Source organism: Massilia sp. R2A-15 (assembly GCF_030704305.1).
Taxonomy (GTDB): Bacteria; Pseudomonadota; Gammaproteobacteria; order Burkholderiales; family Burkholderiaceae_D; genus JAFCUW01.
On record NZ_CP131935.1, the window covers coordinates 82,632 to 106,922 of the forward strand.

Annotated in this window: 22 protein-coding genes, 1 tRNA gene and 1 pseudogene; 12 read left to right on the forward strand and 12 right to left on the reverse strand. The window is 63.0% G+C overall.

What is annotated here, in order from left to right:
- The first annotated feature begins 20 nt into the window (after positions 1 to 20).
- The gene (locus tag Q4S45_RS00355) at positions 21 to 2,297 is read left to right on the forward strand and encodes a PKD domain-containing protein (RefSeq protein ID WP_305508093.1); all 2,277 of its coding nucleotides are present in this window, start codon (positions 21 to 23) and stop codon (positions 2,295 to 2,297) included.
- A gap of 474 nt (positions 2,298 to 2,771) precedes the next feature.
- Here Q4S45_RS00355 and Q4S45_RS00360 read toward each other — a convergent pair whose 3' ends face one another.
- Positions 2,772 to 3,059, reverse strand: coding sequence for a hypothetical protein (locus Q4S45_RS00360; protein WP_305508095.1), 288 nt, complete (start codon positions 3,057 to 3,059; stop codon positions 2,772 to 2,774).
- Between the two features lie 1,818 nt (positions 3,060 to 4,877).
- Between Q4S45_RS00360 and mobC the strand changes: the two genes are divergently transcribed.
- From mobC to Q4S45_RS23210, 4 genes and pseudogenes are all read left to right on the forward strand, one after another.
- The gene (gene mobC / locus Q4S45_RS00365) at positions 4,878 to 5,267 is read left to right on the forward strand and encodes a plasmid mobilization relaxosome protein MobC (RefSeq protein WP_305508096.1); all 390 of its coding nucleotides are present in this window, start codon (positions 4,878 to 4,880) and stop codon (positions 5,265 to 5,267) included.
- Between the two features lie 79 nt (positions 5,268 to 5,346).
- Positions 5,347 to 5,622: pseudogene (locus tag Q4S45_RS23200) on the forward strand (relaxase/mobilization nuclease domain-containing protein); the annotation flags it as partial.
- Positions 5,623 to 6,148: 526 nt separating this feature from the next.
- A complete protein-coding gene (locus Q4S45_RS23205; RefSeq protein ID WP_374046121.1) occupies positions 6,149 to 6,496 on the forward strand; it encodes a mobilization protein in 348 nt (115 codons plus the stop codon).
- A 116-nt stretch (positions 6,497 to 6,612) separates the two neighbouring features.
- Positions 6,613 to 7,116 carry a DNA-primase RepB domain-containing protein gene (locus Q4S45_RS23210; RefSeq protein ID WP_374046122.1) on the forward strand — a complete coding sequence of 168 codons (504 nt, stop codon included), beginning with the start codon at positions 6,613 to 6,615 and terminating at the stop codon, positions 7,114 to 7,116.
- Between the two features lie 420 nt (positions 7,117 to 7,536).
- Here the strand turns inward: Q4S45_RS23210 and Q4S45_RS00375 are convergent, their stop codons facing one another.
- On the reverse strand, positions 7,537 to 8,733 hold the full coding sequence (locus Q4S45_RS00375; protein WP_305508100.1) for an integrase arm-type DNA-binding domain-containing protein: 1,197 nt from the start codon (positions 8,731 to 8,733) through the stop codon (positions 7,537 to 7,539).
- 178 nt (positions 8,734 to 8,911) lie between these two features.
- Positions 8,912 to 8,987 (reverse strand) — tRNA-Phe (locus tag Q4S45_RS00380).
- Between the two features lie 117 nt (positions 8,988 to 9,104).
- Between Q4S45_RS00380 and Q4S45_RS00385 the strand changes: the two genes are divergently transcribed.
- The 6 genes from Q4S45_RS00385 (at position 9,105) to Q4S45_RS00410 (ending at position 16,282) form a co-directional block, all read left to right on the forward strand.
- Entirely contained in the window at positions 9,105 to 10,328 is a 1,224-nt protein-coding gene (locus Q4S45_RS00385) for an FAD-dependent monooxygenase (RefSeq protein WP_305508101.1), read from the forward strand.
- 28 nt (positions 10,329 to 10,356) lie between these two features.
- Positions 10,357 to 11,082: a DsbC family protein gene (locus tag Q4S45_RS00390; protein ID WP_305508103.1), complete on the forward strand. Its 726-nt coding sequence runs from the start codon at positions 10,357 to 10,359 to the stop codon at positions 11,080 to 11,082.
- 80 nt (positions 11,083 to 11,162) lie between these two features.
- On the forward strand, positions 11,163 to 11,621 hold the full coding sequence (locus tag Q4S45_RS00395; RefSeq protein WP_305508105.1) for a (2Fe-2S)-binding protein: 459 nt from the start codon (positions 11,163 to 11,165) through the stop codon (positions 11,619 to 11,621).
- Positions 11,622 to 11,632: 11 nt separating this feature from the next.
- A complete protein-coding gene (locus Q4S45_RS00400) occupies positions 11,633 to 13,849 on the forward strand; it encodes a molybdopterin cofactor-binding domain-containing protein (RefSeq protein WP_374046069.1) in 2,217 nt (738 codons plus the stop codon).
- 7 nt (positions 13,850 to 13,856) lie between these two features.
- Entirely contained in the window at positions 13,857 to 14,420 is a 564-nt protein-coding gene (locus Q4S45_RS00405; protein WP_305508111.1) for a nucleotidyltransferase family protein, read from the forward strand.
- A gap of 53 nt (positions 14,421 to 14,473) precedes the next feature.
- Entirely contained in the window at positions 14,474 to 16,282 is a 1,809-nt protein-coding gene (locus Q4S45_RS00410) for a M61 family metallopeptidase (protein ID WP_305508113.1), read from the forward strand.
- A gap of 90 nt (positions 16,283 to 16,372) precedes the next feature.
- Here the strand turns inward: Q4S45_RS00410 and Q4S45_RS00415 are convergent, their stop codons facing one another.
- The 9 genes from Q4S45_RS00415 to rpe form a co-directional block, all read right to left on the reverse strand.
- On the reverse strand, positions 16,373 to 16,957 hold the full coding sequence (locus Q4S45_RS00415; RefSeq protein WP_305508115.1) for a hypothetical protein: 585 nt from the start codon (positions 16,955 to 16,957) through the stop codon (positions 16,373 to 16,375).
- A gap of 104 nt (positions 16,958 to 17,061) precedes the next feature.
- On the reverse strand, positions 17,062 to 17,577 hold the full coding sequence (locus Q4S45_RS00420; protein WP_305508116.1) for an energy transducer TonB: 516 nt from the start codon (positions 17,575 to 17,577) through the stop codon (positions 17,062 to 17,064).
- A 2-nt stretch (positions 17,578 to 17,579) separates the two neighbouring features.
- Positions 17,580 to 18,380 (reverse strand): indole-3-glycerol phosphate synthase TrpC, encoded by an 801-nt coding sequence (trpC, locus tag Q4S45_RS00425; RefSeq protein ID WP_305508117.1) that lies wholly within the window; start codon positions 18,378 to 18,380, stop codon positions 17,580 to 17,582.
- A 10-nt stretch (positions 18,381 to 18,390) separates the two neighbouring features.
- Positions 18,391 to 19,023 (reverse strand): LysE family translocator, encoded by a 633-nt coding sequence (locus Q4S45_RS00430; RefSeq protein WP_305508119.1) that lies wholly within the window; start codon positions 19,021 to 19,023, stop codon positions 18,391 to 18,393.
- A 5-nt stretch (positions 19,024 to 19,028) separates the two neighbouring features.
- The gene (gene trpD / locus Q4S45_RS00435; RefSeq protein ID WP_305508120.1) at positions 19,029 to 20,063 is read right to left on the reverse strand and encodes an anthranilate phosphoribosyltransferase; all 1,035 of its coding nucleotides are present in this window, start codon (positions 20,061 to 20,063) and stop codon (positions 19,029 to 19,031) included.
- Positions 20,064 to 20,080: 17 nt separating this feature from the next.
- Entirely contained in the window at positions 20,081 to 20,644 is a 564-nt protein-coding gene (locus tag Q4S45_RS00440) for an aminodeoxychorismate/anthranilate synthase component II (RefSeq protein WP_305512187.1), read from the reverse strand.
- Position 20,645: 1 nt separating this feature from the next.
- Positions 20,646 to 22,142 carry an anthranilate synthase component I gene (trpE, locus tag Q4S45_RS00445; RefSeq protein WP_305508122.1) on the reverse strand — a complete coding sequence of 499 codons (1,497 nt, stop codon included), beginning with the start codon at positions 22,140 to 22,142 and terminating at the stop codon, positions 20,646 to 20,648.
- 187 nt (positions 22,143 to 22,329) lie between these two features.
- A complete protein-coding gene (locus Q4S45_RS00450) occupies positions 22,330 to 23,028 on the reverse strand; it encodes a phosphoglycolate phosphatase (RefSeq protein ID WP_305508124.1) in 699 nt (232 codons plus the stop codon).
- Complete coding sequence (gene rpe / locus Q4S45_RS00455) at positions 23,029 to 23,700, reverse strand: ribulose-phosphate 3-epimerase (RefSeq protein WP_305508125.1); 672 nt, start codon at positions 23,698 to 23,700, stop codon at positions 23,029 to 23,031.
- 151 nt (positions 23,701 to 23,851) lie between these two features.
- On the opposite strand from rpe, the gene apaG reads away from it, so the two are divergent.
- Positions 23,852 to 24,226, forward strand: a complete 375-nt coding sequence (gene apaG, locus Q4S45_RS00460; protein WP_305508127.1) for a Co2+/Mg2+ efflux protein ApaG — start codon at positions 23,852 to 23,854, stop codon at positions 24,224 to 24,226.
- Positions 24,227 to 24,291 lie beyond the last annotated feature (65 nt).

A 24,291-nucleotide genomic window follows, 5' to 3' on the forward strand; every position in this document is an offset into this window, starting at 1 on the left:
AGCTTCTTTCGGGTACACATTTGCGCACCGCTTTTGCGTTGCCGGCGATGCGCCGCGCTGCCCTCTCCCAGACCCCGCACTCAAGCCATTTTCCGCTCCGCGTTGACGAAGCTCATCGGCGCGCGCAGAACTCAGCCCTGCAGTTCCGGGTCAAAGTGAAGCGTCCTGTATTTCGGATCACGCGCATCGCGGTTATCGGGGTACGGGCGCATCCATGCGCCGATCCTCGGTCGGAGCATGATTATCCTGTGCTGTCGGGACACCGCAACGCGGCTGCCGAAGACGGGTTCTTCATCCTTCACCTGGGGAAAAAAATGCGATCCATGAGTTCAACAGAAGGAACAGGACGGCGCTCGATCTGGTTGCTGCCGTGCTTGCTTGCGGCCCTCGCGATCGCAGGTGCGGCCGGCGCCGGGCAGGCCCCAACGCAGGCCGACGCGGGGGCCGACATTCGCGCTGCCGCGCCGACGACCTATCGCGTCATCAACCTCGGCGCGGGGGATATTGCCACGCTGCCGGCAATCAATGACAGTGGCCAGGTGTCTTTCTCGCTGCAAACCGACGTCGGCGTTGCAGGGTTCTTCTATGACGGCAAAGCCTCCCGGGATATTGGCACGCTGGGCGGTGGCACCACCTATGCGGTCGGGTTGAACAACGCGGGGCAGGTAGTCGGCAGCTCCACGACCCCGGCCGGTTTCGGCCATGCGTTCGTGTGGAGCCGCGCCGGCGGCCTGATCGATCTTGGCACCCTCCCGCAGCGGGACAGTTCAGGTGCGAATGCGATCAATAACCGCGGCGTTGTGGTCGGCAATTCAGACGGGGTGCCATTTACTCCCACGCGTGCGTTTCGGTGGAGCGCCGTTGGCGGCATGGAAGATTTGGGCGCGTTCACGCCAGGAATTGACAGCTTCTCCAACGCCGTAGCGCTCAACGATCCGGGCCTCATAGCAGGCACTTCGTCCACCGCCGACCTGAACCTGGACGCATTCGTGTGGACGCCGGGGCGCGGGCTGATCGATATCTCCCCTGCGGGCAGCGTCGCAGCCCTGCCTGTCGCAGTCGACGCCAAGGGGCAAGTCGGCGGCGCGATCGCTGTCCCTGTGCCGGGCAGTCCCACCGCTTACCACGCATCCTTGTGGACCCGCGCGAATGGCATGCTCGATCTCGGAACGGCGGGGGGCACAGAATCGTTTGTGCTGGCGATGAGCTCTGATGGACACGTGACCGGTGTCATCAATCTCGCCAGCGGCGATCAGCATGCGATGACATGGACGCGGTCTGGCGGAATGGTGGATATCGGCACGCTTGGCGGAGCGTCCTCGCGTGCCCTCGGCATCAACAACTACGGGCAAATAGTTGGCTCGGCCAGCGACAAGAGCGGCGATTTCCGCGCGTTTCTCTGGACCGCCAAGCAAGGCATGGTCGACCTGAACAAGCGCCTGCGGAACGCTCCCGTAGGCCTCGTGGTGGACGCGGCAGTGGTGATCAACGACAACGGTGCGATCGTGGCAACCTCGAACGCCGGGCTGGTGTTGTTGCAGCCCGTCGACGGCCGCAAGGGGCCGCACGCGCTCGGCCCGATAGCGGCGGCCGACCTGGTGAAGGTGGGCGCGCCGCTGGACGCATCGGTCAGCTTTGCCGATGAAGACCTGGTCGGCACGCGCGGCGTCACCTGGTCCTGGGGCGACGGCAGCGGCGGCCAGGCCGGCAAAGTGCGCGAGAGCGGCGGCGCCGGCAATGCCACGGCCAGCCACAGTTACGCCGCGCCGGGCATCTATTCGGTGCGGGCCACGGTGGTCGATAAAGCCGGCAACAGCGCGGCGGTCAGCCGCAAGGTCATCGTCTACGAGCCGTCCGGCGGCTTTGTTGGGGGCAGCGGCGTGGTCATGTCGCCGCAGGGGGCGGTCAAAAAGGCACCTATCCAGGCCGGCAGGGCGAGCTTTAGTTTCGCCGGGCCATTGAACATGAGTGCACAGCTCACGGGCAGCAAAGCGCAGCTGCACTTTGACGTTGCCGGGCTGAGTTTTCGTAGCAACAATGTAAGAACGGTAGCGCTGAAGGGAGTGACTGGACAGTTCGAGGGCAGCGGCGCGGTCAATGGCGCCGGCGGCTACAAGTTCACCCTGGCCACGACGGCAGGCGCAGCGGCGAATCCGGGCGACCGAGGGCGCTTCAGCCTGAAGATCTGGCATACCGACCCCGCGACCAGGAAAGACGTGGTCGATTACGATAGCCAAGGGGCGCGCCAGGGAGTCGCCACTGGTTCAATTGTGGAGGGGCGGATGCTGCTGGAGTAGCCAGCGTTTAGCGGCTACGCGCCACACGCCGCAACGGTGCTGCGCGCACTGGCGGCGGAATGCGCGTTCCAATAACAAAAACGCCACCCGATGGTGGCGTTTTATTTGTTCTTGGTGGCCCGGGGCGCAACCGAACGCAAGCCCGCTCTAAGGCTACGATCGTGTTCCATAGTGAGTTGCCCCATCAAAGTTGCCCCAATTACCAACTCTCTAGCAAATTCGATTCACGAAATTCATCTTCCAACGTCGGTCGAATCCTTACTCATGTTAGATGCCACAGGGAGATTTTTCAAGTCGATGTACAGTGCTCAGTACGGCGATACTTGTAAAAGATGTCTATGAAAATAAGAAAAATGATCGACAAGCGCATCAATTACAACGCAGGGTTGCGGCGACAGGCTAAATCGGTAGCTGATCGCTGCCGTTCTCTAAATTCCGCTTCCGACCCATAGGGGACCTCGCGCAGCAACGCGATTAAAGGGCAGCCTCACCGAACACGCGAGCATGCCAGTACATTTGGGGTGCGGCAAACCAATTTTCATTCTTGGTCGTTCGGAATTGAGCAAGTTGAGCCATCGGTATTTGATAGCGACTGAACAAAGCTAACAGGTCTCTGAGGGACGCCTGTGAGAGGTTCGTTCTGACAACCAATGAATCTTGTTCCCACCGAAGAACGCCAGGAATCTGGGTTGCCCACTCAAACATATGCCTCTCGTCGAGCTGCGAACCAAAATGCACGCCTGAGCAGTCGAGAGAAATCATTGGTCTCCTTGTCTTTCTAAGTCCGCTTCTGGCCGTTTGCTGACTATTGTACTCAACACCCGGCTGGCTGTGTCCGCTTCCGCCGAAGCGGGCGGTCATGCAGTTTCATACGCTTTGATCAGTTGATCCTCACACTGCGCCGTGGAAATGTGAAGAAGTATCGTACGTTGTAGATCGACGATCGAATGGACTGCGACGTTCTTGGAAAACCAAAAAACTTCCTCCAATGGCTCATCTGTGTGCCAGGTGGTTGTGACGAAACCGTCATCCGGAATTGGTTCCTCGCTATACTTATCGATATTCGCCCAGTCTACTGAGTCATCCCAAGAACTGCACTCGGTTCCCCGCGCCTAGGCAGCCAGACCGAACAATCCAATCGCTTACCAATGACTGCCACTCGGGCGACACTTCCGCATCAGCAATTACGACCATCCGAGTTGGCTCGTTGGCGATTTCGGGGAGCGATGATTCAGGTTCCAGATGGAGATAAATTATTCGGTCGGACACGAAGTCACCTTGAATATCGAATGACGGCTCCTGGCCGCTTGTACCCGTTCGCACTGTTGAGCGGCACCGGCGCCTTCTGGCCCGAAGCGGACATTCAAGTGCCGCTCAGCCAGCCTGAATCGAATGACCGCCCGGCACGCGCTTTAATAATAACTCTGGTGTGCAGGGAGTACCCTTGAACACCCCAAGGCGCCGGGGTTGCATGCAATACCACCGACGACACATCTGCTTCTTCAAACTCATGCTTGCGCAATATCGCAAGGGTTGTTGAGTGGAGCGATGCCAACGCGAGTCGAAGCGGGCGGAGTTCCGCAATATGATCGGGATAGGGTTCAGCGACTAAAAGTTCAATGCTTGTCGTTTGAAGTCCTGCCTCCCGCAGAGCTAACGCTAAATGAGGGGAAATATAGCTCAACCCGCTTGCCGCATGATGCGCAATATCGTGTGCCACGCCCGCGAGAACGGAGACTCTTCCCGTACTAAAATCCTCAAAAGCTGGTTTGGCGAGTTTGATCGTCTGCTTCTGGCCGGAAGCGGAAGTTCGGCACGCTTCAGTCTACGTCATTTGTTGCCTTTTGGGTAAATCGCTGGTCTTGTTGGAGATGCTAAATCGAGCCTGATGTTACTAATCCAACGGTGTTTTTACCGACTCAAATTTCGGTGTTTCCTTCAACACCTGTACGCAATCGGTCTTACCTGCCGGTTCTGCAGTTTTAATTCGATTCCGTTGGCGGGGAGAGAATAGGCGCGGGCGACGAACGATCCGGCAGGTAGGCGTTTCTGCCGTACTCGACTTTGCAAACTCTTGTACCGGTAAATCTGCCCGCGGGGGCGATTCGAGCCGAGCGAAGGCGAGGAAGCCCGTTAGGGCGCACCCCCGCGTATCACGGTGCTCCTCGAGAGCACCGTCCGCTGGGCGATGCCGGACGGCGCATGGTGTTCCTTAGGCCGTCGAATGAATTTGCGTTTGCGTTCGCATGCTGTGCGGGAGAAAGGACAGCTTGGCGAGATCACATGTGATCTGATCATTGCTGCCTCTTGAACCCGGCTTCGTGTTGAGGCCGTCGCGTGATTTTCTGTCGGCGGTGTCAATAGCGCAAGTGTCGCCCGCGGGAAATTTGCTGTTGTGGAATTGCTAACGCCGCTTGATGCAGCTCATCAGCCACCGGTGCAGTCCGATTACAGTGGTGGTCGACGAGTCGCTGGTTAGGAGCAAGCCATGTTTTCGCTTCGCTCAAACGGCTTGCCCTGCGGGGCCATCTCTCGCTGCGCTCGCCAGAACCCAAAATAAAAATCATCCGTCCGCGCATCATGCCGCCCGATGTCTCCACGCCCAAATCCGCCGGCGGCCGTCCCAAGGGCGACCCCGCAGCTGTTCGCAGCGCAACGATCGGCGTCCGTGTTTCAGCCGGCGAGTACGCAATGCTGCGGGCCAAAGCCGCACGAATGCACATGGCGCCGGCCCAGTGGCTGCGCGAGGCGGCCCTTGCACGGCGCCTGCCATCTCCCCCGGTCGCTGCGATTAATCGCGAGCAGTACGCCGAATTGGCCAGGCTGTCCGCAAACATCAATCAGCTGGCCAAGCTTGCCAATGAAGGCGCGAGAGTCACCGTTGCAAAGACGCTGCTCATGGCCATCGGCGCAGAGACCAAGCGATTACGCCTGGCCCTGCTCGGGATCGAAGCAGACCATGATCGCTAAGGCAGTGAAGGGGACTGGATTTCGTGGGGTCCTTCAATACGACTTGGAGAAGGACCAGAGCCGCATCATCGACACCAATATGGAAGGCCGCAATGCACGCGACCTGGCCGCGGAGTTTGGCGAGATTAGGAAGTTGCGCCCGGGGCTTGGCAAAGCGGTACTGCACGTCTCGTTGTCTGCCGCACCTGGCGAACATCTGGATGACACGCAATGGACGCAAATAGCCCACCGCTATTTGAATGGAATGGGTCTGGACCAGAATCAGTACGTCGCCACGCGCCACGTCGATACGGACCATGAGCATATTCACCTGATCGTGAATCGCATTCAATTCAACGGCGACGTCACGAGCGACAGTCACGACTACCGCCGCCAGCAGTTGATCATGCGCGAAGTGGAGCGAGACATGGGACTGCGCCAGGTAGCGTTGTCGTTCCAAGCGGAGCGACATGCGGCGACACGTGGCGAGATAGAGGAGGGGCTGCGCACCGGCATTCCGTCGACGCGCCAGCAACTGCAGCAGCTTTGTGATGCCGCGGCGCGGGGCTGCCCAAGCTTCACGGAATACGCGTCGCGACTCGAAGCAGCTGGTGTGGACCTGTTGCCGGTAACGCAGTTAGAGGGATCGAAGTTGTCGGGCCTTTCGTACCGCCTGGATGGCGTCATGATGAAAGGGAGCGATCTGGGCAAGCGCTACAGCCCGGCCGGACTATCGAAGCTAGGAGTAGGGTATGTCAAAGAGCGAGACCTTGAAGCAGTTAGCCGCAGCATCGAACGCAGCGCGATTGGCGGAAATGGGGCAGCAGATCGCAGCATTGCGGAGGGCGCGCATCGAGAGCGCGGAGCAATTGGCGGAGATGCTCGAGCCGTTGGCGCGATCGATGGCCGCGCTGGCGGTCGAGACGACCGAGACACTGTCGACAATCGGGCAGCGCAGCCGTCAGCTCGGCGAACAATTTCAGAGAGAGACGCAAGCCGCGACGGCGTCTTTGGAGAAGGCTTCGACGATGGCGCACATCGCGGCCGGCCGCCTAGCCGAGGAGAGCCGGAGATCGATCTGGAGCCGCCATCTGATCGCGCTGGCGACGGGAGTGACGAGCGCGATCCTCGTGAGCGTATTCTGGCTTTGGCTGGCCCCGCCGATAATCAACAACCAGGTGGACGTGGGGGAGATCGTGCGTCAGCTAAAGCCAGAGATCGCAGCCTTGAAGCCATCGAAAGGCAAATAGCAGCGATGGGGATTGAGCACTTTGATGTGCGAATTACGAACGTCGCGCGAGGAACGCGAATGGAGCGGAATTGGTCTCGGCAGGAGTTGCGACGCAGCGTTCCTTGGCTGAAGCGAATGAACGCGCTGGGTCATGATATCGGGCTTCGTCCCTCGGACCCGCATGGACTCATTCTGATCTCGAATCTCGATCGAGCAACGCTGGTGAAGGTGCGAGCCTTGGGACTTTCGCCGGCAGTCACCTTGGAGACCAGTCCGAACGAATATGATGCATGGATCAAGCTATCCGATACGCCGGTAACGGATAACATTCGGGCCGCCATTTTGGCCGGCGCAAGACGCCACCTGAAACTTTGTGAGACCGGCAGCGACATCAACCCGTATGGGTACCTTGCCGGTCTGACGAATCACACGGCGGCATTGAGGGACCGCGGCCCGAGCAGGTTCGTGATTGCGCGCACGGCGGGTGGTGCGGTCGCGGAAAGCGGTAAAAAACTAGTCGACGCTCTTGAGGTGAGCAACGGCCGCCCTGTCGCACCGCCCGCGCAGGAAAGGAACAAGCTTAACGAGCCTCAAATTACCGGCCGAACCGCGCAGCGCGAGCGGGGGCCATCGCGATGAACCAATTTTGGCGGCAACCCTGGACATTTCGCTCGTCTCATGCTATATTCTCACGGCTTAAGTCGGCATAGACTTGCAGCAGCCGAATTCAGCGCTTCCCTTAATATCAATTTCAAAGCAAAGGCAAGCATTACAGCTGAAGGTGTAACACGGCGGGGTCCGATTCCCCATAGTGACAACCATAAAGGATCAAAGAAGCGTAGTAAAAAACTCAACTCTACTTGTAAAGGAGCCCACCATGGCAAATAAATCCAATCGTAAGACTGGTTTCAAAGGGTGGGGGAGTGCTCGGATTCTGTCGCTACTTGGAAGTGTGGTCATTACCCTGCACTTCTATGCCGATTTAGCAAATTAGCCACCCTCGAGGTGGCTTTTTTGCATTTAAACCCGTTGGCGACCAGCTCCAACCGTCGAACTCAATTATTGGGCAACCTCACCCGAGCGCAATGTGTCCAAATAGTTTGCCCATTGCTGCATCATCGCAGTACGCTCCGGAAGATGCGCGGTGCGATTGTAGGCGCGGCCATGCGGATCGCGCACGGCATGAGCCAACTGGTGCTCGATCAAATCTGGACGAACCCCCAGCACTTCGTCCAAGATCGTCCGCGCCATCGCGCGAAAGCCATGCCCGGTCATCACGTCACGCTCGATCCCCATGCGACGCATGGCGGCGAGAATCGCGTTGTCGCTCATTGGCCGGTCGGTCGTTCTGCCACAGGGGAAGACGTAGATGCCCGTCCCTGTGAGCGGCCGCAGTTCCGAGAGGATGGCGATCGCCTGGCGTGAAAGCGGCACAATGTGGGGTGTCTTGGTCTTGCTGGAGGTAAAGCGCCACAGAGCGTTTGCGAGGTCGATGTCCGCCCACTTCGCTGTGCGCAATTCTCCCGGCCGGACGAACACCAACGGCGCCAAGCGCATCGCGCACGACACGATGAAGCTTCCCTTATAGCCGTGCAGGGTTCGCAGCAGCAGGGCCACTTCGTCCGGCTCGATCACGGCGGGGAAGTGGCGTACCTTCGCCGGCGGGATTGCGCCGCGCAGATCCACCGTAGGATCGCGCTCGGCGCGTTGCGTGGCCACGGCATAGCGAAACACCTGGCTGCAGTTTTCACGCGCCCTGTGTGCCGTCTCGATGGCGCCGCGTTCCTCGATGCGGCGCAGGACCGCCAGCAACATCGCAGGACTAATCTGCCCCGCGTTCTTCGATCCGATCCAGGGGAAGACATCGCGCTCCAGCCGACGAATGATCCGCACCGCGTGCGACTCGGCCCAATTCGGAGAGAACTTCGCGAACCACTCGCGTGCGACGGATTCGAAGCTGTCAGGATCTCCGTCCCTGCAAGTCACCTTGTTCTTCGCTTTGCGCTGCGCGCCGGGGTCGACGCCATCGTCCAACAGCTGGCGGGCTTCATCGCGTTTCATGCGCGCTGCCTTTAGGCCGACCTTCGGATATACGCCGAGGGATAGGCGCTTCTCCTTTCCGTCGAAGTGGTATCGGAAGCGCCACCACTTACCGCCGCTGACGGCTACCTCAAGGTAAAGGCCTGGGCTGTCGGACAGCCGGTAGTTCTTGTCGGCTGGCTTTGCCGCGCGTATCGCCAAGTCGTTCAGGGGCATGTCACACCTCCAGGTTGGGGCAACTTTATCCGGGCTGGGGCAACTGCTCTTGATGTTGCCCCAAAAAGTGACTGGAAGTTGGCGGACCGTGGCGGACTTATGCGGACGTAAAAAAACCGCATTCTCCTATGAGAAATGCGGTTTTTGCGTTCACCCGAGACGGGCTGAACATAATTCTTGGTGGCCCGGGGCGGAATCGAACCACCGACACAAGGATTTTCAATCCTCTGCTCTACCGACTGAGCTACCAGGCCAAGAGGCATGATTATAGACAGCCCAACCCATCTTTGCAAGTCCGGGCGACAACTTCTTTAATAATTGCTGCCGGTCGGCGCAAAACCGCCGCCTTTCAAGCCGCTATAATGCGTCGGATGAACAGCCAACCTACCTCCACCGCGCGGCACGACAGCGACGTCTGCATCGTCGGCAACGGCGCGATCGCCAAGACCACCGCGCTCGGGTTCGCCCAGGCCGGCCACCGCGTCACCTTGCTCATTCCGCCGTCCGCCCCCCAGCCGCCCGCGCCGCAGCTTGGCGCCGAACAGCCCTGGGACGTGCGCGTCTATGCCGTCAACCACACTGCGCACACGCTGCTGTCTTCTCTTAAAGTATGGGGCGCGCTCGACGCGGCCCGCGTGGCGCCGGTCGAGTCGATGGTCATCAACGGCGACGGCAAACAGCCGGGCGACCTGGCGTTCGACGCATTCGGCGCGCACGTCGGCTCGCTGGCGTGGATCGTCGAGGACCGCAACCTGAACCAGGCGCTGGACGCCGCGCTCAAGTTCGCACCGAACGTCAACATCGTCAGCGGCCGCGCCACCGGCCTTGCCGCCAATGCGGACGGCGCCACCGTCACGCTCGATGACGGCGCCGTCATCGCCAGCGCGCTCATCGTGGGCGCCGACGGCGGCCAGTCCTGGGTGCGCGGCCATTGCGACATCGGCCTCGATTACCGCTCCTACCACCAGCGCGCCGTGGTCGCCAATTTCAGCTGCGAGAAGCCGCACCACGGCGTCGCCTATCAGTGGTTCACCGGCCATGAGGGCATCGTCGCGCTGCTGCCGCTGCCCGGCGACCGCGTCTCGCTGGTATGGTCGGCTCCCGATGCGCTGGCCGAGACCCTGATGCGCGAGACGCTGTCGGAACTGGCGGTGCGCCTGGCGGTGCTGAGCGAGGACAAGCTGGGCGCGCTGCGGCCGCTGCAGCCCGAGTGCGTGAAGGACCTGCCGCTGGCGCTGATCCGCCCGCACGCGATCACCGCGCCGCGCGTGGCGCTGGTGGGCGACGCGGCCCACGTGGTGCATCCGCTGGCCGGCCACGGCATGAACCTCGGTTTCGCCGACGTCGCCGCGCTGCTCGACACCATCGCCGCGCGCGAAGGCCATCGCAGCATCGGCGACGAGCGCGTGCTGGCGCGCTACGCCCGCGCGCGCAAGGAAGACGTGCTGCTGATGCAGCTCGCCACCGACGGTTTGGCGCGCCTGTTTGGCACCGATCTCGAACCGGTGCGCGTGGTGCGCAATTTGGGGCTAAACTTGCTGGATAAGTTGCCCATGCTCAAGCGTCGGCTGATGGCCCAGGCGATGGGCAAATGAACATTTTAGTAACGAAGACGGGAAAATAATGCGTAAATCACAAATCGCGGTGCTGCTCGCCGCCACCCTGGTGGCAGCATGCGCCGGCGCCGAGTCGCCGGTCGAAGCGAACATCAAGAAGGTCGTCGAGCCGCGCCTCGGTCCCGGCGTAAAGATCGATTCGGTCAAGGAAACCCCATACGCGGGCCTGTATGAAGTGCGCGCCGCCGGCGACATCCTCTACACCGACAAGAAGGGCGAGTACCTGATCATCGGCCACGTCTACAACGCCAAGACCACCGAGGACCTGACCAAGGCGCGCATCGACGAGATCAACAAGATCAAGTTCTCCGACCTGCCGTTCGAGTCGGCGCTCAAGCAGGTCAAGGGCGACGGCAAGCGCGTGATCGCCGTGTTCGAAGACCCGAACTGCGGCTACTGCAAGCGCCTGCGCCAGACCACGCTGAAGGAAATCGACAACGTCACCATTTACACCTTCATGTTCAACATTCTGTCCGACGATTCCTTCGTCAAGTCGAAGAACATCTGGTGTGCGCCGGACCGCGCCAAGGCCTGGGACGACTGGATGATCTCCGGTAAAGCGGCTCCCGCCGCGCCGGCCAACTGCACCACGCCGAACGACAAGGTGCTCGCGCTGGGCCAGAAGCTGCGCATCCAGGGCACCCCGGCGATCTTCTTCGCCGATGGCAGCCGCATTCCAGGCGCAGTGGACGCCAAGACGCTCGAAGCGAAGCTCTCCAGCATCAAGCAGTAAGATTTTGGGTCTGATCTCGCGGGGTCAGACCCTGATATAAAAATAAATCAGACGCGCAGCGCCAAAACCAGGGGAACGACATGGTCACACTGAACATCAACGGCCGCGACATGCAAGTGGACGCGGATCCATCCACCCCGGTCCTGTGGGCGCTGCGCGACAACCTCCATATGACGGGCACCAAATTCGGCTGCGGCGCGGCGCTGTGCGGCGCCTGCACCGTGCATCTGGACGGCGCCCCGATCCGCTCGTGCATCACGCCGATTTCGTCGGTCGCCGGAAAAAAAATCACGACGATCGAGGCGATGGAGTCCGACAAGGTCGGCAAGGCGGTGCAAGACGCCTGGGTGAAGCACGACGTGCCGCAGTGCGGCTACTGCCAAAGCGGCCAGGTGATGAGCGCCACCGCGCTCCTGCGCACCAACAAGGCGCCGAGCGACGCCGACATCGATGGCGCGATGAGCGGGAACATCTGCCGCTGCGGCACCTATCAACGGATCCGCGCGGCCATCAAGGACGCGGCGAAAACCCTGGCCTGAGGAGAGCGATCGTGAGAGTCGAATGGATCAATCCCGAGGCGCTGGTGCGCCCGCTTGACGGCGGCATGTCGCGCCGCAGTTTCATCAAGGCCGGCGCGGTCGCCGGCGGCGGCCTGGTGCTGGGCTTCTTCATGCCCGGGGCGAACAAGTTCGCGCGCGCGGCCGATGCGCCAAAACCGGTCTATGCGCCGAATGCCTTCCTGCGCATCGCGCCGGACAACAGCGTCACCGTGATGGTCAACAGGCTTGAATTCGGCCAGGGCGTGCATACCTCGCTGCCGATGCTGCTGGCGGAGGACCTCGATTGCGACTGGTCGCAGATGCGCGGCGAACTGGCGCCGGCCGGCGACGCGTACAAGGATCCGGCGTTCGGCATGCAGATGACCGGCGGCTCGGGCAGCGTCGCGCACTCCTATTTGCAGTACCGCGAAATCGGCGCCAAGGCCCGCGCGATGCTGATCGCCGCCGCGGCCGACCAGTGGAAAGTCAGGCCGGAGCAGTGCACCACGTCCAAGGGCGTGGTGATGGGGCCCGCCGGCCAAAAGGCCAGCTACGGATCGCTCGCCGACGCGGCGATGAAGCAGCCTGTCCCCGCCACAGTGGCGCTGAAGGATCCAAAGGACTTCAAGGTGATCGGCAAGCCGACCCGCCGCATCGATGCGCGCGCAAAGTCGACCGGCAAGCAGCAGTTCGGCATCGACTTCATGCCGCCGAACACCAAGGTCGCGGTGGTGGCGCGTCCGCCGGTGTTCGGCGCCAGGGTCGCCAAACTCGACGCCGGCAAGGCGAAGGCGATCAAGGGTGTGATCGATGTACTGGAAGTGCTGACCGACCGCGGCGGCCGCGGCGTGGCGGTGATCGCCGACGGCTACTGGCCGGCGAAGCAGGGCCGCGATGCGCTCGCCATCGAGTGGGATACCGGCAGCCTGGAGAAGGTCAATTCGAGCAGGCAGATGGCCGATTTCCTGGCGATGACGAAAACGCCCGGCGCCGTCGCCATCAAGGGCGACACCACGAAACTGGCCGCGGCGCCGAAGAAGATATCGGCCATCTATGAATTTCCATATTTGGCGCACGCGCCGATGGAGCCGCTCAACTGCGTGGTCGATCTGACCGCCAACAGCTGCACCGTGTGGGCCGGCACCCAGTTCCAGACCGCCGACCACGCTGCCGTCGCCGCGACCACGGGCCTGAAACCGGAACAGGTGACGGTCAACACCATGATGGCCGGCGGCGGCTTCGGCCGGCGCGCCGTGCCGACCTCCGACTACATCGTCGAAGCCGTCAATGTCGCCAAGGCGTATCGCGCCGCCGGCAAGACAGGCCCGGTGAAAGTGATCTGGAGCCGCGAAGACGATATCCGCGGCGGCTACTACCGGCCGTCGCATGTGCACCGCGCCGATATCGGGCTCGACGAGCATGGAAAGATCGTCGCCTGGGATCACGCCATCGTGGGCCAGTCGATCATGGCGGGCACGCCGTTCGAAGCGTTCATGGTCAAGAACGGCGTGGACGGCACGATGGTCGAAGGAATGGGGGCGCCGTACGACGTTCCCCTGAACCTGACCGCGCATACCGCCAAAGCCAATGTACCGGTGCTGTGGTGGCGCTCGGTCGGCTCGACCCACACCGCGTTCGTGATGGAGACGCTGATCGACGAAGCCGCGCACATCGCGGGTATGGATCCGGTCGCGTACCGCAAGACGCTGATCAGCGCGAAGCACCAGCGCCACTTGGCCGCGCTCGATCTCGCGGTCGCGAAGTCCGGCTACGGCAAGAAGAAGCTGCCGAAGGGCCGCGCGTACGGCGTCGCTCTGCACGAATCGTTCAATTCGGTCGTCGCCTACGTGGTCGAAGCATCGGTGGTCAAGGGCGTGCCGAAGCTGCACAAGGTGACGGCCGGCGTACACTGCAACCTCGCCGTCAATCCCTTGACCATCGAGGCGCAAGTGCAGGGCGCTGTGCTGATGGCGCTGGGGACCACACTGCCGGGCGCGGCGATCACCCTCAAGGACGGCGTCGTCGAACAGCAGAACTTCAGCGACTACACGGTGGCGCGCATGCCTGACATGCCGCACGTCGATGTGTTCATCGTGCCATCGGGCGACGCGCCGACCGGCATGGGCGAGCCGGGTGTCCCTCCGCTGGCGCCGGCGTTCGCCAACGCTATCTTCGCCTTGACTGGCAAGCGCCTGCGCAAGCTGCCCTTCGACCTGACGGCGGCGTAAGCCTCGCATGACCCCTGTCGGCATTTTGCTTGCAGCCGGCAGGGGCCGTCGCTTTGATCCATCCGGACAGCGCAACAAGCTGCTGCAGCCGCTGGCCGGCGGCGAGCCAGTCGTCGTCGCCAGTGCGCGTTCGCTACTCGCCGTTCTGCCGAAAGTGATCGCGGTGGTGCGCGACGACGACGTCGCGACGCTGCTGCGTGCGGCCGGCTGCGACGTGACCGTCTGCACCGATGCCGATCAGGGAATGGCGCGCTCGCTGGTCCACGCGGTGCGTCATTCCCTGCCCGCCGCGCGCTCATGGCTGATCGCCCTGGGCGACATGCCGCACGTGAGCGAAGCGACCATCCGGGCGCTGTCCGATGCGGTGGCCCGCGGCGCGGCCATCGCGGCGCCTGTCGCTGCCGGCCGCCGCGGAAATCCGGTGGCGTTCGGCCATGCATGCCTTGACGACCTGCTGGCGCTGGAAGGCGACCAGGGCGCGCGCGGCGTGCTCAAGCTGCATCCGGTGACCGAAGTGCCGGTGGACGATCCGGGCATCTTCGCCGACATCGACCAGCCGTCCGTCCTGTAGCTGCCGGAAAAATCCGGCTACACTAGCGACTCCTCAGCGGGAGAAAACACACCATGAAAAAAACAAACCCAAAAAAGCAGCCCGCCATCCAGTACACCATCGTGCCGCGGGACCTGGCCGGCCACCTGTTCGATGTGACCGTGACCGTCGCCTTGCCGTCGCCTGACGGACAGGTGTTCGCGCTGCCGGCCTGGATCCCTGGCAGCTACATGATCCGCGAATTCGCGCGCAACATCATCCGCATCCGCGCCGAATCGCACGGCAAGCCGGTTGCGCTGGCCAAGGTGGACAAGCATTCGTGGCGCGCCGCGCCCGTCGACGGTCCGCTGACGGTGAGCTACGAAGTCTATGCCTGGGACCTGTCGGTGCGCGCCGCCCACCTCGACCAGACCCACGGCTTCTTCAACGGCACCAGCGTGTACCTGCGCGTGCTGGGGCAGGAGCACATGGCGCACCAGGTCGACATCCAGCGTCCGCACGACCCGGCCGCGAAATCGTGGCGCGTTGCGACCTCGCTGCCCGAGCTGGGCGCGAAGCGTTACGGCTTCGGCACCTACATCGCCGCCGATTACGACGACCTGATCGACCATCCGGTCGAAATGGGCGACTTCGCGCTGGCCACTTTCAAGGCGCATGGCGTCCCGCACGACATCGTCATCACCGGCCGCGTGCCGAACCTGGACATGGCGCGCCTGCAGGCGGACCTGAAGGCGATCTGCGAAACCCAGATTGCGTTTTTCGAGCCGAAATCGAAGAAGGCGCCGATGGATCGCTACGTCTTCCTGACGCTGGCGGTCGGCGACGGCTACGGCGGCCTCGAACACCGCGCCTCCACCGCGCTCATTTGCGCGCGTGCCGACCTGCCGGTGGCGAATACGCCGAAGCGGCTGGGGGCGGCCGACGGCTACCTGAAATTCCTGGGCTTGTGCAGCCATGAGTACTTCCACACCTGGAACGTCAAGCGCATCAAACCGGCCGCCTTCGCGCCATACGATCTGCAGGCCGAAACGTACACCCCGCTGCTTTGGCTGTTCGAAGGCTTCACCAGCTACTACGACGACCTGATGCTGGTGCGCGCTGGCCTCGTCACCGAAGAGGCTTATCTCAAGCTGCAGGCCAAGACGGTGGCCAGCGTCCTGCGCGGCAGCGGCCGCACCAAGCAGAGCGTGGCCGATTCGAGCTTCGACGCCTGGAGCAAATACTACCGCCAGGACGAGAACGCGCCGAACGCCATCGTCAGCTACTACACCAAGGGTTCGCTCGTTGCGCTGATGTTCGACCTGACCATCCGCGCCAAGACCAGCGGCAAGAAGACGCTGGACGACGTGATGCTGGCGCTGTGGCAGCGCTTCGGCCGCGACTTTTATGCGGCGGAAGCGCGCGGCGTCACGGAAGCGGAAGTCGAAGCGCTGTTCGACGAAATCAGCGGCCTGAAACTCAAGCCGCTGTTCGATCGCTACGTGCGCGGCACCGACGACCTGCCGCTGGCCAAGCTGTACGCGCCGTTCGGCGTGAAGCTGGCCGACGAACGCAAGGTGGCGAAGCCGTCGCTGGATGTGGCCACCGGCCGCGACGGCGCCGACTGCAAGCTGACGCAGGTGCACGAAGGCGGCGCGGCGCATCGGGCGGGATTGTCGGCCGGCGACGTGCTGGCCGCGCTCGACCGCGTGCGGGTGGCGGGCAATCCGTCCAATCTCGACTCGCTGCTGGGCCGCTACAGCGTCGGCGACACGGTCAAGGTCCACGCCTTCCGGCGCGACGAGCTGATGACGTTCAATGTGAAGCTGATGGGCGACCGCGTTCCCGGCATCGCGCTTGAAGTGACGGGCAGCGACAAGAAGCTCAAACGCCCGAGCGCGTAAAAAAGACGGGGTCAGGTCCGCGGGACCTGACCCCAAGTGTGCGGCCGCCGCGTATCGGGGTCTGGTCCCGCGGACCTGACCCCATGTTGCTCACGCCGGCCGCGCAATGCCGACTGCCGCGGAAATCCACAGCACCACGCCAAGCGCAATCCACGCGTAATTCGCTCCGGTAAGCCTGCTGTTGCGTGTCCCCTCGGGATCGCCGCAACTTTCATTGATCAGGCACTGCGCCTTGAAATAGAAAAACCACAGCGGAAAGATCATCGCCATCGACAGGTAATCCGTCACCGGCGAGCCGATCGATTTCCGCGCCAGTTTGTCGAGCACGCTGGCGATGAGGATCAGGATGACCATGAAGGTCGCGTGCGCGCCGTTCTCCCATTCGTCCAGCGATCCGCCCGCGTGCGCCCTGACCCGCCGGAACAGCGAATGAAAGAAGAAGATCCCGAAAATCGCCCGCGCCACCGGCCAGAACTTGCGCTCCTTCGCGTCCGGCGGGGAGCTGACCTTGTAGCACGACCACTGCTTGTACATCCAATAGATGGAATACAGTCCCATCGTCGCGAGGAACAGGATCGTGAATTTCCGCTTCGCGACGATGTAGAACCGGTCGGCCTGCACGACGTGTGGCACGTCGGCTTCCGGGATATCGGGGCTGGCGGGGGCGTCGATCATTGTGAGGGGCTCATGCGGTGATTAACCAATTGTTAATGTAGCACGAACGGAAAAATGGGGTCTGGTCCTGCGGACCTGACCCCATTTTGTTCGCCGCGATGCGCCTACTGCACCGGCGCCAGCGTCCGCAGCTGGAATCGGTAATCGGCGTTGAACAGGAAGGTCTCGGAAAACGTCAGCGACTGGCCGGGCCCGCTAGCGAGATTGAAGGGCTTGGGCAGCGGCCCCGAGCGCTGCACCGACGCCAGCGCGACTTTCGAAGCATCGTCGTCGCGCGAGCGCTGCACGGATACTTTGGTCGGCGTGCCTGTGTGGTCCACCGTGATGCTCAGCACCACGACCGCCGGCAGCATCGGCGGCAGCTTGCCGCTGAAGGTGTGGGCGGCGTTCAGGCGCATGATCTGCTCGGCGACGTCGGCCTTGTATGCGTCCACGCTGTCGAACGAGGTGCGCTGGCCCGGAAGCGGTGCGGGCGCGGAAACCGGCGCCTCCACCGCGGCATGCGGCGCTTCAGCTACCGCCGGCGCCGGCGCCGGCACGGCCGCCGGCGGTTGATGGCCGCACGCGGCCAGCAGCAGCATGCCCGCGCATGCTGCCTGGTACTTCACTACGGGTTTCATGATCAGTCGAACAGCCTGGCAAGTTCCATCCCGGGGTCGGGTTTGCGCATGAAGGCCTCGCCGACCAAAAATGCATGCACATCAGCGTCGCGCATGCGCCTGACGTCTTCCCGCGCCATGATGCCCGACTCGGTCACCACCAGCCGGTCGGCCGGAATGCGCGGCAACAGGCCGATCGTGGTGTCGAGCGAAGTCTCGAAGGTGCGCAGGTTTCGGTTATTGATGCCGACCAGTGGCGAACGCAGTTTCAGCGCCGCCGTTAACTCATCGCCATCATGTACTTCGACCAGCACATCCATGCCGAGTTCCATTGCGCAGGCTTCTAATTCGGCCATCAGGCCATGATCGAGCGCAGCGACGATCAACAGGATCGCGTCGGCCCCCATCGCGCGCGCTTCGTACACCTGGTACATGTCGATCATGAAGTCCTTGCGGATCACCGGGATGTCCACGGCGGCGCGCGCCTGTTTCAGGTAGTCCACCGAGCCCTGGAAGAAGTGCACGTCGGTCAGCACCGACAGGCACGCGGCGCCGTGGCGCGCATAGGTTTCGGCGATGTTCGCCGGCCGGAAATCCGCGCGCAGCACGCCCTTCGACGGCGACGCCTTCTTCACTTCGGCGATCACGCCGGCGCGGCCGTCCGCGATATGGCGGCGCAGGCTCGCCTCGAAGCCGCGCAGGCCGGCGCGCAGGCCGGCGTCACCTTCGACCTCGCCGCGCAGGCTGGCCAGGCCGCGGTATTTTTTGGCGGCGGCGACTTCGTCGGCCTTGACGGCGAGGATCTTGTTGAGGATATCGGACATAGTTGACTACTCAAGTAATTTTGGACAGGGCCAGCTTGACGCCGAGCCATGCGAAAAGGCCGCCGGTGGCGCGGTTCAGCCACAGCGAGGCGCGCGGATTGAGTTTCAGGCGTGAGCTGGCGCGCGCCGTGAACAGCGCCAGGCCGTTACACCACAACATGCCATTGATGTTGAAGATGCAGCCCAGGATGATGAAGGCGACCGCCTTGTGCGGCGCGTCGGCGTCGATAAACTGCGGCACGAAGGCGAGGAAGAATAGCGCCACCTTCGGGTTCAGCACATTGGTCAGGAAGCCCTGCGCGAAGATTTTCGAGTAGGGCAGGGGCGCCAGCGCGACGGGCGCCACCGCGTCGCGCGGCTTGCTGCGCACCAGCCCGAACGCCAGGTACAGGATGTAGGCGGCGCCGATGTATTTGACGACGCTGAAGGCGGTGGCGGAAGTCGACAGGATCGCCGACAGTCCCAGCGCCGCCGCGAAGATGTGCACAAACGTGCCGGCGCCAATGCCCAGCGCCGCCGTGCAGCCGGCACGCGCGCCCTGGGTGGCGCTGCGCGTCATGATCAGGAGCGAATCCGGCCCCGGCATGATGTTCAGCAGCAGTCCCGAAACGACGAACACGCCAAGGTCATGGATGCCGAACATGGCGCTCAACCCTGGCCGAGCTGCTGCGTGACCTGCACGAACTGCGCGAGCTTCGCCCGCGCCGCGCCCGACTGGATCGCCGCGCGCGCCTTGGCCAGGCCGTCCTCGATCGAACTGGCCACGCCCGCTGCATACAGCGCGGTGCCGGCGTTGAGCGCGACGATGTCGTAGGCGGCGCCCGGCTCGCCGTTCAGCGCCTCCATCATCATCGCCTTCGACCCGGCCGAATCGGACACCTTCAGGTTGCGGCTTGCGATCATCTGCAGGCCGAAGTCTTCCGGATGGATTTCGTATTCGCGGATTTCGCCGTCGATCAGCTCCCCGACCATGGTGGCCGCGCCGAGCGACACTTCATCCATGTTGTCGCGTCCGTACACCACCACCGCATGTTGGGCGCCGAGGCGCTGCAGCACGCGCACCTGAATGCCCACCAAGTCGGCGTGGAACACGCCCATCAGGATGTTCGGCGCGCCGGCCGGATTGGTCAGCGGACCGAGGATGTTGAAGATGGTGCGCACGCCCAGTTCGCGCCGCACCGGCGCCGCGTGCTTCATCGCCGCGTGGTGGTTGGGCGCGAACATGAAGCCGATCCCGGTCTGCGCGATCGACTGGGCGATCTGCTCCGGCTTCAGATTGATGTTGGCGCCCAGCGATTCGATCACGTCGGCGCTGCCGGACGAGGACGACACGCTGCGTCCGCCGTGCTTGGCCACGCGCGCGCCGGCCGCCGCGGCGACGAACATCGACGCGGTCGAGATGTTGAAGGTGTGCGCGCCGTCGCCGCCGGTGCCGACGATGTCGAGCAGGTTGGTGGTGTCGGCCATCGGCACCTTGGTCGAGAATTCGCGCATCACTTGCGCGGCCGCGGCGATCTCGCCGATGGTTTCCTTCTTCACGCGCAGGCCCATGATCAGCGCCGCGACCAGGGTCGGCGACATTTCGCCCGACATGATCTGGCGGAACAGGTGCAGCATCTCGTCGTGGAAAATCTCGCGGTGTTCGATACAGCGCAGCAGGGCTTCTTGTGGGGTGATCTTCATGGCGGTTTCCGGTGGTGTCAGCGTTCGAGGAAGTTCTGCAGCAGCTTGTGGCCGTGTTCGGACAGGATCGACTCGGGGTGGAACTGCACGCCCTCGATGTCGAACTCCTTGTGCCGCACGCCCATGATCTCGCCGTCGTCGGTCCACGCCGTCACTTCGAGGCAGGACGGCAGCGACGAGCGCTCGATCGCCAGCGAGTGGTAGCGGATCACCGTGAACGGGCTTGGCAGGCCCTTGAACACGCCGACGCCGGTGTGCGCGATCAGCGAGGTCTTGCCGTGCATGACCTGCTTGGCGCGGATCACGTTGCCGCCGAACGCGGCGCCGATGGCCTGGTGGCCGAGGCACACGCCCAGGATCGGCAGCTTGCCCTTGAATTCGCGCAGGATATCGACCGAGATGCCCGCCTGCGCCGGCGTCTTCGGCCCGGGCGAAATGCAGATCCGGTCCGGATTCATCGCCGTGATGTCGGCCAGCGTGATTTCGTCGTTGCGCACCGTGTGCACATGCTCGCCCAGCTCCCCGAAGTACTGCACCAGATTGTAGGTAAACGAGTCGTAGTTATCGATCATCAGCAGCATGTCAGAGCTCTCCATCCAGGCCGTCCTGGACCTGTTCGGCCGCGCGCAGAACCGCGCGCGCCTTGTTTTCGGTTTCCTGCCATTCCATCTCGGGGATCGAATCGGCCACGATGCCGGCTGCCGCCTGCACGTACAGCATGCCGTCCTTGATCACGCCGGTGCGGATCGCGATCGCCACGTCCATCTCGCCGCCGAAGCTCAGGTAGCCGCAGGCGCCGCCGTAGATGCCGCGCTTGGTGGGCTCGAGTTCGTCGATGATCTCCATCGCCCGCACCTTCGGCGCGCCGGTCAGCGTCCCGGCGGGGAAGGTGGCGCGCAGCACGTCCAGGTTGGACATGCCGTCTTTCAGCTTGCCCTCGACGTTCGATACGATGTGCTGCACGTGCGAGTATTTTTCCACCACCAGACGCTCGGTGACGTTGACGCTGCCGGTCTGCGAGATGCGGCCGAGGTCGTTGCGCGCCAGGTCGATCAGCATTACGTGTTCGGCGATTTCCTTCGGGTCGGCCAGCAGCTCCTTCGACAGTTCGGCGTCGCGCTCGGGCGTGCTGCCGCGCGGACGGGTGCCGGCGATCGGGCGCAGCGTGACCTTCTTGCCGCCGTCCGGCGCGGTCTCGTTGCGCACCAAAATCTCGGGCGAGGCACCGACGATCTGCATGTCGCCGAAATTGTAGTAGTACATGTACGGCGACGGATTCAGCGAACGCAGCGCGCGGTACAAGGTTAGCGGCGAATCGACGTAGGGCTTGCGGATGCGCTGGCCGATCTGCACCTGCATCAGGTCGCCGGCCATCACGTATTCGTGGGCGCGCGCCACCGCCTTCAGGTAGTCCGCCTTGTCGAAGTCGCGGATCGCCTCGGTGCGCACCGAGCTCGATGTGACCGGCGCATCGACGCCTCGCCGCAGCATCATGCGCAGGTCCTTCAGGCGCTGGCGCGCTTTCGCGTAGGCCTCGGGCTGGGTCGGGTCGGCGTACACGATCAGGTACAGCTTGCCCGACAGGTTGTCGATCACCGCCAGTTCTTCGGTGACCATCAGCTGGATGTCGGGCAGGCCCAGGTCGTCCTTCGGCGCACTGCCCGCCAGCTTGCGCTCGATGTGGCGCACGGTGTCGTAGCCGAAGTAGCCGGCCAGGCCGCCGCAGAAGCGCGGCAGGCCCGGACGCAGCGCCACCTTGAAGCGCGCCTGGAATGCTTCGATGAAGTCGAGCGGATTGCCTTCGTGGGTCTCGATCACGCTGCCGTTCCTGACGATCTCGGTGCGCGTGCCGAAGTTGCGCAGCACCGTGTTGGCGGGCAGGCCGATGAAGGAGTAGCGCCCGAAGCGCTCGCCGCCGACCACCGATTCGAGCAGGAAGGTGTTCTTGCCGGTGTTCTGGGTCTGGGCCAGCTTCAGGTACAGCGTGAGCGGGGTTTCGAGGTCGGCAAACGCTTCCGAGATGAGCGGAATGCGGTTGTAGCCTTCGTTGGCCAACGATTTGAATTCGAGTTCGGTCATGCTTTTCTCCAGGCCGCCGGGGGAGGGATGGCAGCGTTGGGTTTCAAAAAACCTGCCGGCGCGCGAGCGCAGGCAGCAATCGACGGGGGTTACTTAGCCCAGGATTGCCAGCGTCGCCAAAGCCAGGCCTCAAGGGCGCCGGGTTGGTTGACAGTGTGTTTTTTGGTGAAAAACATGTGTGTTTGCGTCAGTTTGCGGTGTGGTTATGCGAACTTATCAGGGTTGCCGCTTGCAGCAGCGATTCCACTATACCATCGGATTCGATTTCGTGTACAGGCTGCCCGTGGTTATAACCATATGGCACAGTGAGCACGAAGCAGCCGGCCGCGCGCGCCGCTTCGGCGTCGTTCGACGAGTCGCCAATCGCCACCACCTGCCCAGGGGGCAGCGCGAAATCGGCGCACACCTGCAGCAGCGGCATCGGGTCGGGCTTCTTGCGCGGCAGGCACTCGCCGCCGTAGACAACTTCAAAATAGGACGCGAGGCCCTTCTTTTCCAGCAGCGGCGCGGCAAACGCGATCGGCTTGTTGGTCACGCAGGCCATGCGCAGGCCCATGGACTTCATGGCATCGAGGCCGGCCAGCACGCCGTCGTACAGCGCGCTGTGGTCCCCGTTGATGGCGAGGTAGTGGCGCTGGTAGGCGGCCATCGCGTCGCTGATGCGCTGCTCCACGCCGGCCCCATCGAAATCGATCGCCAGCACGCCGCGGATCAGGTTCTCCGAGCCTTTGCCCACCAGCTGCTCGATGCGCTCGTGGCTGATGGCGTCCAGGCCGAAGTCCGCGCGCATGCGGTTGATCGCCACGTGGAAGTCCGGCACCGTGTCGAGCATGGTGCCGTCCAGGTCCACGATCACGCCGCGGATCGCCGCGTGCCCGGCTTTCATTTACTTGCCGACCTTGGCCAGTTCGGCGCGCATCGCGTCGATCACGCCCTTGTAGTCGGGCTGGCCGAAGATCGCCGAGCCGGCCACGAAGGTGTCGGCGCCAGCTTCCGCTGCGGCGGCGATGTTGTCGACCTTGATGCCGCCGTCGACTTCCAGCAGGATGTCGCGGCCCGATTCGTTGATCATGCGGCGCGCGATCGTCAGCTTCTTGAGCGCTTCGCCGATGAACGACTGGCCGCCGAAGCCAGGGTTCACCGACATGATGAGGATCATGTCGATCTTGTCCATCACGTGGTTCAGGTAGTGCATCGGGGTGCCCGGGTTGAACACCAGGCCGGCCTTGCAGCCGCTGTCGCGGATCAGCTGCAGGGTGCGGTCGATGTGCTCGGACGCTTCAGGGTGGAAGGTGATGATGTCGGCGCCGGCCTTGGCGAAGTCCGGGATGATGCGGTCGACCGGCTTGACCATCAGGTGCACGTCGATCGGCACCTGCACGTGCGGGCGGATCGCCTGGCATACCAGCGGGCCGATGGTCAGGTTCGGCACATAATGGTTGTCCATCACGTCGAAGTGGATGATGTCGGCGCCGGCGGCGACGACGTTGCGCACTTCCTCGCCGAGACGGGCGAAGTCGGCGGACAGGATGCTGGGGGCGATCTGGAATTTGGTCATGGCAAAGTGCAAAGCAAAAAAATGGAATGCGCTATTTTACGCTGTTGCCGGCCGTTGCCTTGCGCGCCAGCCGGTTTTGTTGTGCAATGTATGATGGATGTCCCGGCCACGCTGCCGATGCATCTAATCAACAACAATACGAGGAAACGCGATGGCCGCCTACGACTTTACTGTTTCCGTCAGGACTCAATACATCCCGGAGCAGTCCGACCCGGACCGCACCAATTACGTGTTCACCTATTCGATCACGATCAAGAACACCGGCACCGTGGCCGCGCAGCTGATTTCGCGACACTGGGTCATCACGGACGCCAACAACCATATTCAGGAAGTGCGCGGGCTCGGCGTGGTCGGCCACCAGCCGCTGCTGCAGCCGGGCGAGCAGTTCGAATACACCAGCGGCACCCAGCTGGCGACGCCGCAAGGCTCGATGACCGGCGAATACTTCTGCGTCGCTGAAGACGGCCACCGGTTCGAGGCAACGATCCCGGAGTTCGTGCTCACCATGCCGCACACGCTGCACTGATCAGCGCTTTTCGTCTTCGGATTCGTCGTGGCCGGGCTTCGGCCCCTGGTACATGGTCCACCACA